This is a genomic window from Halomonas sp. PR-M31, assembly GCF_001039575.1.
Classification (GTDB): domain Bacteria; phylum Pseudomonadota; class Gammaproteobacteria; order Pseudomonadales; family Halomonadaceae; genus Modicisalibacter.
In genome coordinates, this window is record NZ_JIBT01000002.1 from 35,432 (window position 1) to 47,958 (window position 12,527).

At 57.2% G+C, this 12,527-nt stretch carries 13 protein-coding genes; 4 read left to right on the forward strand and 9 right to left on the reverse strand.

Translation table 11 applies throughout. The features are described from left to right. Position 1: 1 nt before the first annotated feature. The 8 genes from CH74_RS01195 to CH74_RS19210 form a co-directional block, all read right to left on the reverse strand. Positions 2 to 745 (reverse strand): molecular chaperone TorD family protein, encoded by a 744-nt coding sequence (locus tag CH74_RS01195; RefSeq protein ID WP_082140237.1) that lies wholly within the window; start codon positions 743 to 745, stop codon positions 2 to 4. Between the two features lie 10 nt (positions 746 to 755). Further along, positions 756 to 1,736, reverse strand: coding sequence for a selenate reductase subunit beta (locus CH74_RS01200; protein WP_048305665.1), 981 nt, complete (start codon positions 1,734 to 1,736; stop codon positions 756 to 758). 35 nt (positions 1,737 to 1,771) lie between these two features. Then, positions 1,772 to 4,531 carry a molybdopterin-dependent oxidoreductase gene (locus CH74_RS01205; protein WP_253272881.1) on the reverse strand — a complete coding sequence of 920 codons (2,760 nt, stop codon included), beginning with the start codon at positions 4,529 to 4,531 and terminating at the stop codon, positions 1,772 to 1,774. A 545-nt stretch (positions 4,532 to 5,076) separates the two neighbouring features. Beyond that, the gene (locus CH74_RS01210) at positions 5,077 to 5,508 is read right to left on the reverse strand and encodes a hypothetical protein (protein ID WP_048305666.1); all 432 of its coding nucleotides are present in this window, start codon (positions 5,506 to 5,508) and stop codon (positions 5,077 to 5,079) included. A gap of 114 nt (positions 5,509 to 5,622) precedes the next feature. Then, positions 5,623 to 6,000 (reverse strand): hypothetical protein, encoded by a 378-nt coding sequence (locus CH74_RS01215; RefSeq protein WP_048305667.1) that lies wholly within the window; start codon positions 5,998 to 6,000, stop codon positions 5,623 to 5,625. Positions 6,001 to 6,095: 95 nt separating this feature from the next. Continuing rightward, entirely contained in the window at positions 6,096 to 6,875 is a 780-nt protein-coding gene (locus tag CH74_RS01220; protein ID WP_048305668.1) for a hypothetical protein, read from the reverse strand. A 57-nt stretch (positions 6,876 to 6,932) separates the two neighbouring features. Beyond that, positions 6,933 to 9,323, reverse strand: a complete 2,391-nt coding sequence (locus tag CH74_RS01225) for an LAGLIDADG family homing endonuclease (RefSeq protein WP_253272882.1) — start codon at positions 9,321 to 9,323, stop codon at positions 6,933 to 6,935. Beyond that, complete coding sequence (locus CH74_RS19210; RefSeq protein WP_172656289.1) at positions 9,281 to 10,078, reverse strand: ribonucleotide reductase N-terminal alpha domain-containing protein; 798 nt, start codon at positions 10,076 to 10,078, stop codon at positions 9,281 to 9,283. The genes CH74_RS01225 and CH74_RS19210 overlap by 43 nt, the downstream gene beginning before the upstream one ends. Positions 10,079 to 10,562: 484 nt before the next feature. Here CH74_RS19210 and fdxA point away from each other — a divergent pair, with 484 nt between their 5' ends. From fdxA to CH74_RS01245, 4 genes are read left to right on the forward strand one after another with little or no spacing between them, the layout of a single operon-like run. After that, positions 10,563 to 10,886 carry a ferredoxin FdxA gene (fdxA, locus tag CH74_RS01230; protein WP_048305697.1) on the forward strand — a complete coding sequence of 108 codons (324 nt, stop codon included), beginning with the start codon at positions 10,563 to 10,565 and terminating at the stop codon, positions 10,884 to 10,886. Between the two features lie 13 nt (positions 10,887 to 10,899). Continuing rightward, positions 10,900 to 11,343 (forward strand): hypothetical protein, encoded by a 444-nt coding sequence (locus tag CH74_RS01235; protein WP_048305669.1) that lies wholly within the window; start codon positions 10,900 to 10,902, stop codon positions 11,341 to 11,343. Then, positions 11,336 to 11,965 carry a cytochrome c oxidase subunit 3 family protein gene (locus CH74_RS01240; RefSeq protein WP_216594678.1) on the forward strand — a complete coding sequence of 210 codons (630 nt, stop codon included), beginning with the start codon at positions 11,336 to 11,338 and terminating at the stop codon, positions 11,963 to 11,965. The genes CH74_RS01235 and CH74_RS01240 overlap by 8 nt, the downstream gene beginning before the upstream one ends. 31 nt (positions 11,966 to 11,996) lie before the next feature. Next, the gene (locus CH74_RS01245; RefSeq protein WP_048305670.1) at positions 11,997 to 12,299 is read left to right on the forward strand and encodes a cytochrome C oxidase subunit IV family protein; all 303 of its coding nucleotides are present in this window, start codon (positions 11,997 to 11,999) and stop codon (positions 12,297 to 12,299) included. A gap of 14 nt (positions 12,300 to 12,313) precedes the next feature. On the opposite strand, the gene CH74_RS01250 is transcribed toward CH74_RS01245, so the two are convergent. After that, on the reverse strand, positions 12,314 to 12,517 hold the full coding sequence (locus tag CH74_RS01250; RefSeq protein ID WP_048305671.1) for a hypothetical protein: 204 nt from the start codon (positions 12,515 to 12,517) through the stop codon (positions 12,314 to 12,316). Between the last annotated feature and the right edge of the window lie 10 nt (positions 12,518 to 12,527).

Below are 12,527 nucleotides of genomic sequence, written 5' to 3' on the forward strand. Positions count from 1 at the left end.
CTCAATTCCACAAGTTCTGGTCGAGGGCGCGGCCTTTAAGGGCAGCTCCCTTGACCTTTTCATCGTAAACACCCACCCGTGTTTCAAGCTCGACCAGCTGGTTCCTGGCCCATTCCGGCAGATCCTCGATCAGGCGTATCAGTGTCGCATCCAGGGTCAGCCGTTTTTCGCTGGCGGCCTCGCGCTGAATGGCTGCCAATAGCGGCACGAGATGGCGCTTGAGAAAATCCCGTTGCGCAAGACGATAGGCATCGGGCGCCTTGTGCTGCGCAAGCGCCTGGGCTTCCAGGTGGGTCAATACCGCCATGAATTCGAGCATGGCGCTCAGGTGATCCGGCTCTTCGGTACGCCCTTCGTCCCCCAGGGCGGCCTGTAAGCCGAAATGCTTGTAGAAGGCCTGCACGTTGAGCAAGAACGCGGGGCGAACCTGGCCGTCGAGCAAGTCGTCATACTCCCCGGCCACGAGCGCGACTTGAGGTCTGCCCTGACGGCCATGATGGAAGGTGCTGATATAGCCGGATTCCAGCTCAGCAAAGCTCGCACTAGCAGGCTGGCAAGGCCAGGGGCGGCCAGTGACCGCCTGCCAGGCGCTGTCCAGCGCCTGGTTGAAACTACCGTCCGCGAAGGCCTGCTGGGTTTCCGGCAAGGGATGACCAAAGGCTACCGCCGCCAGCCGATAGATCGTGCTCGTGGCTTCCGCGCGAGCGGGAGAATCCACTGGAGGTGGTCGTTGAGCTGTCGTCATCGTATCGTCCTCAGCTCAGCTTGAACATTTCGGCGTGCTTGAAGCCGATCAATGTGTCCATCAGCTCGCTTTCCCGGCCCTCATTCTTGGCCTTGCGCTCTTTCTTGATCGTATCCAGCACCTCACTGACCCGTTCGCCAAACAGGCTTTCCAGGTACGCAAGGGGTATACGCGGCTCATCGAGTTCCTCACCGTTCGGTCCGAACTTGGAGGAAGACAGCGGTGGCACGTAAAACACGTTGGGCTGAGTCCCCCACTCCGGATGCAGTGGCAGCGCGACCTTGTACTTCTCTACCAGGGTATGAATCGGGCCGTCTTCGTCATCGCGATAGCCGATCCAACGGATGCGCCCCACGCACTGGCGAGCACAGGCGGTGGCCAGGCCCTTCTCGATGCGCGGATAGCAGAAGATGCACTTCTCGGACTTGGAGATTTCCTCGTTGAAGTAGACCTTCTTATAGGGGCAAGCGTTGACGCAGTAGCGATAGCCCCGACAGCGTTCCTGGTCCACCAGCACGATGCCATCTTCTTGGCGCTTGTAGATGGCGTTACGTGAACAGGCCGCCAGGCAGGCCGGATTGGCGCAGTGGTTGCACAGCCTAGGCAGATAGAAATAGTAGCTATTGGGGTATTCCCCGTCGCCCTGATCCTCATCCCAGTTAGCTCCCCAGGTCGGCTTGACGTTGGGCCGCAGCCAGGGGTCAGTGCCGGTCATCAGGGCTTCTTCGTAGTTGTACTCCCAGGGAATACCGTAATCTTCCAGCGTAGGCTGCTTGCTGAGCTTGAGCGCCCCATCCTTGTCGAAGCCGCCGCCCATCTTTTCATAGTCCCGTGGATAGCCGGCCCCGGGCTTGGTCTCCACATTGTTCCAGTACATGTATTCGCGGCCATTGCGGTTGGTCCACATCAACTTGCAGGCGGACGTGCAGGTCTGACAGCCGATACACTTGTTCAGGTCCAAAACCATACTAATTTGGCGTTTCACAGCCATGATGTCTCTCCTCTCGAACTGGTGTCGGTCAGGGTTCAGGCAGTAATGTCTTCTGCTTTTGCCAGCTCGATATCGTAGCTACCTTCATGAGCCAACTGGTTGGCGTTCCACATCGCATACTTGAAGCCCAGGTGCCCCCAACCGCCGGCCATTTCGAGCGGCTGCAGGAAGGTGGCCATCGAGTTGTTCATGGGCTTTCTTTTAATGTACTGATGCGGCTCCCAGCCATGCTCCATCATGATCGCGTAGTCCGGCAGGCTCGGATAGAACTTGGCCTGAGCGAAGAACTCGCCGTTGGCATTGAACAGTCTCACGGTATCGCCGTCCTTGATGCCCCTTTCATCCGCCAACTTGGGATTGATATAGATGTTCGGCTCGCCGCGCTGCAGGCGCAGCATGAACTTGTTGGAACGCCAGTTGGAGTGAATGCCCCAACGGGTGTGAGGCGAGTAGAACGCCAGGGGATAGTTCGAGGCTTCCGGCCCGGCGGTACCACGCCCGGTGGGCACCGCCGCCCCCATCTTCATGAACCAAGGATGATCGCAGTAGAAGGTGATGCGCCCGGTCATGGTATCGTAAGGCTTTTTGGCATCGGTCTGGGCGACGAAGGGGTTGTAGGGCTCGTCTTTTACCAGGGGTTGGTTGGTGCCGGCCTTCTCGTTCAGGACGATGAAGCCTTTTTCCGTCGCTTCCTCCATGGTGACGCCACCGTACTCCGGCGAGTTCTCCACCATCCACTTGGTCACGTCGTAGTCGGTCATCAGCTTGCCGTTCATGGTGAAGTCGTCATGAATGGTATGCAGATCCCGGGTCACATCGCCGTCTTCGATCGGCCCGATGCCACGCTCGATGGCGCGCTCCTGAATCTTCTTGGTCAAAAGCGCCATGATTTCCCAGTCCGGCTTAGACTCAAAGATAGGCTTAACGGGGCTAGTGAAGACGTTACAAAAGCGATGGAAGCCCTGGGTACGAAGATCCCAAGCCTCGTAGTGACTGGCCGCGGGCAATACGTAGTCCGCCCACTCCGCGGTGGAATCCAGGCGCACGTTGACGTTGACGTAGAGTTCGCTGGCCTGCTCTAGATGCTGTCTGCGGTATTCTTCGAGGTACTTGTTGCGGCGGAAGGTGTTGTCCGCGATGGAGATCATGCCCTTGATCTCGCCGTAGTAAGGCATCCAGCCTTTGTCGATGGACTCCTGCATCATCTCTTCCATCTCGTCGAGATCGAAGCCCACCGCTTCTTTCAATTTGGCATTGTTGAAGTGCTTGCGAGCGCCTTTGATCATGTTGCCGCGCTTGAATTCGCCAATGCCGCCGGCTTCGTAGCGAGGCAGCTTCTTGCCACCGAAGTTGGCAAGCTCCGTCCAGCGCGGGTGATTCCACACTACCCAGGACGTATCCAAACCGCCGGTCTTGCCGCCGTGACCGGTCAATGCCAGCGCTAAGGCATAACCCCAGCCGGTGAACAAGCAGTTGGAATAAAACGACGTAATATAGCCCAGCATGACGATGGCTTTGCGCGCTTCTGCCATCCGCCGCGCTTCGCGACGCACCATGTCGGCATTGAGCCCAGTGCGGGATTCGGTGTCTTCCGGTGAGAACTTGGCGGCCTCTTTCTTGACGTACTCAAAGACCGGTGTGACCTTGATACCGTCGAAATCGAACTCTCCTTCGATCGCCGGATCGACACCGTCGAGTTTCAAGGTCTTGTCCGTAGAGCCCATGGAGCCCTTGACCTTGACCGGCTTGTCGCTGTTGAGATCCCAGTGATAGAAGACTTCCTCGGAGCCGCCCTCCTCCACGTCGGATTCCCGCAGCATCTTCTGATTGTCCGCGCGCACCAGGATCGGCAGGTCGGTCTGCTCCTTCATGAAGTCCGGCTTGTAGAGCTTTTCCTCGATGATCACGTTGACCATGGAAATGGCCAGGAAGGGGTCGGTGCCTTTCTTGATGGGCATCCACAGGTTGGTGTGGATCGCACTGGGGTTCATGTCCGGGGCAGTGGAAACGATACGCGCACCGTTATGCTGCGCCTCCCAGATATAGTGGGCATCCGGGATACGGGTGGCGTTGGGATTGATCATGCCGAGCAGAATGTAATCCGCGTCGAACCAGGCATCCGAGGTGAAGCTCTCTAGCGGATTGCCATAGGCCAGATGGGCGCCGGTGTTCAGATCGCCCACCACGGTGAAGCCGTCAAGTTGGATACCGCCTACCAGACAGGAAAAGCGGTTGCCCGCGGATTGGCGCACCATGGACTGGTTGCCGGACCCCTGGTGAGTCTTGAGCTTGCCTGGGCCATGTTTTTCGAAGATATCGATGATCTTGTCAGCGATCTCTTCCGTGGCCTGATCCCAGGAAAGGCGTTGCCACTTGCCTTCGCCGCGCTCACCGGCACGCTTGAGCGGATAGTGGACGCGATCCGCTTCATACATGGCAGTAGAGTGAATGGCGCCTTTCTGGCACCCCCGAGGGTTGGCATCCGGCACCTTGTCATTGACTGAAGGATACTTGGCGATCTGCTCTTCGCGAATGACGATGCCGTCTTTTACATAGACGTCCCAGCCGCAGTTGCCCATGCAGTTGATACAGTGGGCAGCGTGACCGATCTTGTCCCAGGCCCATTCGTTGCGATACAGATCTTCCCAGCCGCGATAGGGATACTCCGTCGATAGCGTGTCGCCAATGGGTTCGAGACGATTGAGTGCCCAGACGTTGCCACTAAGTAGTACACCGGTACCGGTGAGCCCCATGCCTTTCAAGAAGTCACGGCGCTTGAGTTTCCACATCCCCATGGTTCTCTCCTCATCGTTGGCGAGCCTGCATCGGACTCACCGGTCGTCATTTTTCATGGCCAATCGGGAATGGTGTGGGCGAACCGTCTGGAACCTGTTTTTTATTAGGCGAATTCACCACGGCGACATTATCGAGCGTTTCCAACGTCAAACCTGGAAATCAACTACCAATGCTTCGCACCATATAGATCGATATGCCGGTATCGTGTTAGACAAGCTTGAATTAACTAATACTAATTCTTAGCACGCTAACGTAGAAAGCTGAGTCCAATCGTTTATTTCTTTTTTATTGGCGTGAAACTGATGTTTGATATGCGCTGCAGTTTAACACCGCGATAGCGATTGCAGCGGCAACCGAGCCAGCAATGCGTTCTTTTCTGCATAAAAATTGACTTGCGTCAAATAGCGTGGCGTTAGCTTGCTGAACCTGCTTCCATATCAAACTTCATTGCTCGGCTTGTCAGCCTGAAATCATCCGGTGACAAACGACCAGTGACTAACAAAGAGCACTACCAGAATCGATAGTCACTGGTTACCCAAGAAGATTAGTGATCCCCCGTCCAGCTGACCTGGAAGGACTTCGTGAAGGGTTTGCCATCCACCATGACCGGCTCATCCACGTCCGTATTATCCGGTCCGTACTCGTACTCGCCTTTCTCACCCGTATCCTTATGCAGCATGACGACTATCTTTTCGCCTGACTCCATGTCTCTATCCAGCACTATCCCGATACGCTCTTGGGTGCCTTTTTCTATCTGGGTATGGCCGATGGCTTTCTTCAACGGCGTGCCCTCATCGTCTACCGCGTGCGCCACTACGAAACCATCGACATTCGACACGAGCTTGGCAATGGTGATGTCGCCACCCGGTTCCTGAAGTTCGATTTCCATGCTCGGGGCATCGCCTTCACTGGCCATTGCCGCCCCCATGGGTAGCAACATCAAACTCGCAAGTAGAGCCGTGTTGAAAAACTTCATTAGATAATTCTCCTTGTCATCATACTCTTCTGACAGTGTAGCCGTTTTCCGCAGACACGCTCTGAGCGTGTCTGGGTTTGGTCTTGCGGCTTTGATGCCATCAAAAACGATCCATCACTCGCAGCGAATGGTCCAGGCAGCGGTGTATTGATCTTCATCCGCGGACAAACCATCAAGATCCGTGTCCTCGGTGACAGTGGTGCCGCTCAATGCATCTTGTCCATCGTTGGGGGGTTGCTGCCCCGGGCTCAGCATCTTCTGTTCGAGGATAGTGAACTTGTCCCGGTCCACTTCGTCGCACTGATCCAGCGCCTTCTCCTTGGCATTGTCCAACGCTTCGTCCTGATCGTCCCCAAGCCCCGTGACCAGATAGGAAGTGCCTTCCTTTTGCACGGCGCTGCTGTCACTAGCGCAGCCATTTAGTCCAATCAACGCGACGCCGCTTAACGCAAGCATCATCACACCGCGTAGCCCCATCTTCGTTACATCCATGACTTACTCCTTGTTTGAACAGTAAATTCGAATGAGCCGTCATTATATTAGCCGTCGAACCACGACTAAAGTAGAAGAATCACTTCGTTCACGCGTTAACCACATTTCGACCAGCCGCAGCCGGCGTAGCAGGTTGGGCAGCCGTCCATCATGATCAGCTCGCCGCGACACTCCGGGCAGTGGCCCACCACCGCCGCTCCGGCGCTCTTTTCCTGCACCGCGTTGTTGACTTCCTCCGGTTCGGGCGGCTGCCAAGGATGGCCATGCATAAGACGCTGGGCATAGCGCTGAGCCAGCTCGTTCACCGGCACCTGGATGCCATCCGCATCAACGAACCCACGGCGGTACAGTATCTGCTGGAGGGACCAGGCGATGGCCGACACTTCGGAATCGTGAAACATGGGCTTGTTCCAGCGATTCATGCCACAGCGTACCAGGCCCTTGTCCCAGGCCACCTTGCGCAGATCCGCCAGGGCCTGGGTGACATAACCGCCCCGAGCCGCCAGGGACAGGCTCCGCATGGTGGCGGTGATCCATTGATGCTCGCTGGAAAGCTGGCCCGAGGGAAAGAAGAACTCCACGGGTCGTTCGATGACCACCTGCTTGCCACCCAGCACCCCTTCCACCGGCATGAAGGCCACCAGCACATAGACCTTCTTGCGCCCTTCGGCGCCGACATAGGAGATCTTTTCAGACACCGCTTCAAGCGTGCCTTCCGGGCGCGATGGAATGCGCAGCGTCAGCGGGTCCTCCTCGCTTAGCGGCAATTCTGCCTGCTGTCCTGTCTGCAACCCTGCCTGCGCTCCTGCATGAGGTTCTGCCTGAGGCTGCTTGACGTGATACCCCACGATCCTGGATGTGATTTCGACGGTCATCACAAGGCTCCTCTATAAACGGGCATGAGTCTGAGTTCAGGGTATGACGCGATGCGGTTACCACTTGCCATAGGTGCCCTCCTTCAATGCATCGTAGAGGTTGGCGGCGTTGTGCTCCTCGCCGTCGTAGACCACTTTCTCGTTGCCTGAAAGCTCGATGGACTCGCCGTTTTCCAGTTCGAACACATAGGTGGTGTTGTTCAGGTCTTCTTCCCGCACCAGCACGCCCTGTAGGGTTTCCGGGTTGAAGCGGAAGGTGGTGCAACCCTTGAGCCTGCTTTCATAGGCATCCAGATAGAGATCCTTGAACTGATCGAACGGGAAGTTCGTGGGCACGTTGACGGTCTTGGAAATGGCGGAGTCGATCCAGGTCTGAGCCGCCGCCTGTACCGCTACGTGCTGTTTCGGCGTGACCGCATCCGCGGTGATGAAATAATCCGGCAGATCGCTTTCCACCGCATCCGGCGCTACGAAATGGCGATAAGCGGCAAGCTCAAAAGAGACCACCTCGACCTGCTCCTTGGTCTTCTTGCCGGCCTGTATGATGTTGCGATAATAGCGATGGGAGAATGACGGCTCGATGCCGTTGGAGGCATTGTTGCCCAGGGACAGGCTGATGGTGCCGGTCGGCGCGATGGAAGAGTGATGGGTAAAGCGCGCGCCGTGCTCCGCGAGTGCCGCCACCAGCTCCGGTTCGATCTCGGCGATCTTCTGCATGTAGTGGCTGTAGCGAGCATGCAGGATACGCCCGGGCACCTTATCGCCGATCTCGTAGCCGTCTTTGGACAGCTGCGGACGCTCCCGCATCATCTTCGGCGTAATCTCGATCTCTTCGGCTAGAATCGGCGCCATGCCCTTTTCCCTGGAAAGCTCCAGCGCTACCTTCCAGCCTTCGAGGGCAAGGGTTCGGCTTACCTCATCGGTAAAGGTCAGGGAGTCGTCGCTGCCATAGCGCATCTTGAGCATGGCCATGGTCGAACCGAGTCCCAGAAATCCCATGCCATGGCGGCGCTTGGATTCTATCTCGCGCTGCTGGCCGGGCAGTGGCAAGCCGGCGATCTCCACCACGTTATCGAGCATCCGGGTAAAGATCGCCACCACCTTGCGATAGCGCTCCCAGTCGAAGCGCGGATTCTCGCCAAAGGGCTCGATCACGAACCGGGTCAGATTGATCGACCCCAGCAGGCACGCGCCTTCCGGCGGAAGTGGTTGCTCACCGCAATTCCCTGTCACCAAGCCATTGAAAATTAAATTATTTTTGTCTTTCTGGGTGGTATCGAACACCGGTTCGCAGCCAACGTACTCGATCTTGTTGACCCTGGCCAGGAACGCATCCTGCTTGGCAGTCTTGCGCATTGCATGCCATTGCCGATATTTTTGGTTCTTGGCTTCGGTCAGAAAACCAATTTCCTGCATGAAACGATCCCGGGATTCAGCACCGATCAATAACTCGTAATCTGCCTGACAGACGTATTCCTTGCTACCGCCCTTGCCGCCGGGTAAGTAACGAGTGCCCGCGGCGCGGCGTTTGAGAATACGGCATAAAATGCCGAAATTGGCCAGCAGCGACTGCACGTCTTTCAACATACTTGGCGTGCTCGAAGACAGACGAATCGTGCAATACGCATTCCTATCATCGCACTGTACCGTGCCATCCGCTTGAAAAAGTCCGCGCAGATAGCCTTTTACACACTCTTCGTTGCCACGCCATACCACTTCCGGCACTTTGAGCTTGGTCTCGTGCGTAAAGCCATAGTGCGCCAGCAGGCGCGCCAGAATTACCGAACGAATGAAGACGTGGCTACGTTGAGCCACGCTGACCGGCGCGACTCGATACTGACGCGCCGTCAGCGCCGCGCCGGCTATCAATCCGTTGATATAGTCGGCGGTAACATCGGCAAGTTCCCGGCCTTGGCCCCAGAAATTGATCAGTACCGCTTCGAGGCCATTGCCACGGTGAGTAAAATGCCCGTCGCCGGCGATCATCCCCAGCAGCGTTCCCAGCTTTTCGTTGCCTTCATTGCCGAACTGCCCCTTGTCGGATTGCACCCAGAGGCTGTCGCCTTCACGCAATTTCTCGAGAGGCAATTTGCCGCGCTGGGTGTAGAAATCGTGCCACCGAGTGGCCTTGATCTCATAGCCTTCTTGGGTCGTTACCCGGTAAACATCAGCCTGTTTGGCGGTCATGAAAGCGGGTACAGCAGGACGAGTTTCAACTCCTCTGTCGCCTGTCTCGAGCGCACGCTTGTCGACGGTCACCTCAAGCTCATCACCACACCTGTAGAGCTCGCCAACTGGTATTTGGCCATATTGAGTGTGCAATCGAGTATCCGCCGTCACGCACGGGTTGGTCGCCCGGATCTCCTCACAGAACCAGTTGTTGTTCATGCGGTTGACCTGATCGATCAGAATGAACCCCGGCTCGGCGAAGTCGTAGGTGGAGGACATGATGGTGTCCCACAGCTCGCGAGCTTGATTACCTCGACGATGCGACAGGCCACCCGGCCTTCGTCGTCGAGGGTGTAGCCGTCCTCGATCACCGGCCAGTCGCGGTAAATGACGTCTTCGGGCTTGACGTCCTCCTTCTCGCCGGGATGCAGCGGAAACGCCAGGGGCCAGTCCGCATTCTGCTTGACCGCTTCGATGAACTCATCGGTGATCAAAAGGCTCAGGTTAAACTGACGCAGTCGCCCGGCCTCGCGCTTGGCTTCGATGAACTCCCTGACGTCCGGATGGCCGACGTCGAAGGTCGCCATCTGCGCCCCGCGACGACCGCCGGCGGAGGCCACGGTGAAGCACATCTTGTCGTAGATATCCATGAACGCCAGCGGGCCGTTGGTGCCTGCCCCGGCACCGAACACGAAAGCGCCCTTGTGACGCAGGGTGGAAAATTCATAGCCGATGCCGCAACCCGCCTTCAACGTCATGCCCGCATCCACCACGGAACCGAGGATGTCCTGCATGGAGTCGCGAATGGTGCGCGACACGGTGCAGTTGATCAGGCTGACCGCGGGCTTGTATTCCTCGGCGCCGGCATTGGAAAGAATGCGCCCGGCGGGAGTGGCGCCGTTTTCCAGGGCCCAGCGAAACTTCTCCAACCACTCTTCGGCCTTGTCACCTTCGACTGCGGCCAGGGCACGTGCCACGCGCTCGTAGGTTGCCCGAACGTCCTTGTCGACGGGCCGCTGGTGACGATCCTTCAACGATACTTGGAATCCCAGATATCGCGAGAAGGTACCTGCAATGGCACCTCGTTGGATGTCTTGACGGCGTTGGCGGAAGTGCTCATGAGGAGAAATCTCCAGACATTCTGAAATTAAGAAAAATCCCGGCCGGCTGGTAGCCTGCCGGCAAAACTCGAGCCATAAATCATACGGCTGCAACCATTTCTCAGAGGGTGCAAGGTGCTCGAATGCGGGCCATCCTAATCAGCCTTGGCTCCATCAATCATGACTCACATCAAGAAAATGTCATTTCTTGCCGTCAGGCAGCACCACAACATATAGCCCCTGCAATGATAACAAGCACAATATATGGCATACATTTTGGATTTGCAGCCTTGACTGCCGCTGGCATTCTCAATTCCTGCATATCGATTTCTACGCCCGTCACTCAAGGATGATTGCCGCCATAAGCGCCAGGCTTTAAGATGTGCTTGACATGCATCTTAAAAAACTGGAGATGCTCATGACCTTTGTCGTCACTGAAAACTGCATCAAATGCAAGTACACCGACTGCGTGGAAGTTTGCCCCGTGGACTGCTTCTATGAAGGCCCCAACTTCTTGGTAATCAATCCGGACGAGTGTATCGACTGCGCCCTGTGTGAGCCGGAATGTCCCGCGGAGGCGATCTTCGCCGAGGATGAACTACCCGACTCCCAGCGTCACTTCATCGAACTCAACGCGGAGCTGGCAGAGCAGTGGCCGGTCATCATGGAAAAGCAGGACCCGCCCGAGGACGCCGAGGAGTGGGATGGCGTTCCCGACAAGCTGCCCCACCTCGAACGCTGAAGAGGGATGACGCATGCCAATCGACCTCGAACGAAACGATGATGACTTTGCTGCCCGCAAGGCCAACTCGCCGGGCCGTGGCGCTGCGGTTCTGATTTACGCCCTCTACCTGGGCAGCGTCATGGCAGTGGTTACCGCACCGCTTGGCGTGGCGATCGCGCACTTCAAGCTGGGGCGCGGCGCCGAGTGGGTCGATAGCCATCTGCGCTTTCAGATTCGCACCTTCTGGCTCGGCGTCGTGGCCGGTGGCATTGGTCTGCTGTTATGGAACCTGCTGGGCTATCTTGATGCCGCCCCGGGCATCGCTTGGGGGCTTGGCTATCTGTTCTTCACGACATGCCTGGTATGGATGGTGGCCCGCTGCGGCGTGGGTATTCATCGCCTGATGGCCAATCATCCCATCAATAACCCACGCAGCCTGGGGTTCGGTGGCGCCAAGGTACGCTTTCATGACTGAATCGCAACACGGGCAGCCTTCACCGAATGAAACCTTGCCGGACGACGCTATCAAGAGCGACGCCGTCGATAGCGATAGCGACTGGGGCCCGCTATCCGCCTTGCCCGGCAACCCGTTGATGTGGGTGCTGATCCTGAGCGAGATGCTGGTGTTCGCCGCCGCTTTTGGCCTCTATGCCTGGATGCGCGCTGCGGAGCAGCCACTTTTCGACGCCTCCCAGCAGCAGCTAGACCCAATTATCGGCGGCCTGAACACCATGGTGCTGTTGACCAGCGGATTGTTCGCGGCGCTGGCGGTGAACGCGGTGGCGCGAGGTCATGTACGCCACAGCCGGCGTTGGATGCTGGCGACCATGGCCTTGGGCGTCTTGTTCTGTGGCATAAAGATGACTGAATATATCGACAAGTTCAGCGCCGGTCTGACGCCTGACACCAACACCTTCTTTGCCTTCTATTATCTATTGACCGGCTTTCATTTCGCCCATGTGCTGTTCGGCCTGGGAGTGCTTGCGTTGGTGACCTGGCGCACCACCCTCGCCAACGTGGAGACCGCCACGGCCTTCTGGCACATGGTCGATCTGATCTGGATTCTGCTTTACCCACTGATCTATCTATTACGGTAGTTATCAAGATAGATAGGCTATTGAGATGGACATGACGACGCATCCTACCACCCGCCGTTTGGTGCTGACCTGGTTGATCCTGATAGCGCTGACGCTAGTCTCCATGATCTCCGCCCGGCTCGATGCCGGAGATCACTGGCTGGCGCTTCCCTTGTGGTCCGCGCTGCTGGTCTTGATCAGCACCGGCTTCAAGGCGCATCAGGTATTGATGATCTATCTCAACCTGCGCGTCTCGTCACCGGCCTGGAAAGGCGCTTTCATTGGGCTGGCGCTGGTGATCCTGGGCTTGATTTTGTCGGGCTACCTGGCGGCCCGGGCCAATCTTCTTATCTGATTAATCACGACCAATCAGTGTCGGCGCCGTTTGGGGGCGGCCCGCACCCAGTCGTCCAATCGCCGTACCAAGACCATCAGGCCATAGACGATAAAGGGCGCGGGGAAGATCATCGCAACACCCCAATCCTGCGTATTGATGATCCAGGCCACGGGAATGATTACCGCCAAGAAAATCACCGCCCCTAGCAGTATCGCGATCACGGCGCGTGCAGTCATGATTGGCTTG

Excerpts from the sequence above, each read along its gene's own strand:
- CH74_RS01235 (WP_048305669.1), top strand. The coding sequence starts at position 10,900 with ATGCCAATCGACCTCGAACGAAACGATGATGACTTTGCTGCCCGCAAG.
- CH74_RS01220 (WP_048305668.1), bottom strand. The coding sequence starts at position 6,875 with ATGACCGTCGAAATCACATCCAGGATCGTGGGGTATCACGTCAAGCAG.
- CH74_RS01210 (WP_048305666.1), bottom strand. The coding sequence starts at position 5,508 with ATGAAGTTTTTCAACACGGCTCTACTTGCGAGTTTGATGTTGCTACCC.
- CH74_RS01245 (WP_048305670.1), top strand. The coding sequence starts at position 11,997 with ATGACGACGCATCCTACCACCCGCCGTTTGGTGCTGACCTGGTTGATC.
- CH74_RS01195 (WP_082140237.1), bottom strand. The coding sequence starts at position 745 with ATGACGACAGCTCAACGACCACCTCCAGTGGATTCTCCCGCTCGCGCG.
- CH74_RS01215 (WP_048305667.1), bottom strand. The coding sequence starts at position 6,000 with ATGGATGTAACGAAGATGGGGCTACGCGGTGTGATGATGCTTGCGTTA.
- CH74_RS01205 (WP_253272881.1), bottom strand. The coding sequence starts at position 4,531 with ATGGGGATGTGGAAACTCAAGCGCCGTGACTTCTTGAAAGGCATGGGG.
- fdxA (WP_048305697.1), top strand. The coding sequence starts at position 10,563 with ATGACCTTTGTCGTCACTGAAAACTGCATCAAATGCAAGTACACCGAC.
- CH74_RS01250 (WP_048305671.1), bottom strand. The coding sequence starts at position 12,517 with ATGACTGCACGCGCCGTGATCGCGATACTGCTAGGGGCGGTGATTTTC.
- CH74_RS01240 (WP_216594678.1), top strand. The coding sequence starts at position 11,336 with ATGACTGAATCGCAACACGGGCAGCCTTCACCGAATGAAACCTTGCCG.
- CH74_RS01225 (WP_253272882.1), bottom strand. The coding sequence starts at position 9,323 with ATGTCCTCCACCTACGACTTCGCCGAGCCGGGGTTCATTCTGATCGAT.
- CH74_RS01200 (WP_048305665.1), bottom strand. The coding sequence starts at position 1,736 with ATGGCTGTGAAACGCCAAATTAGTATGGTTTTGGACCTGAACAAGTGT.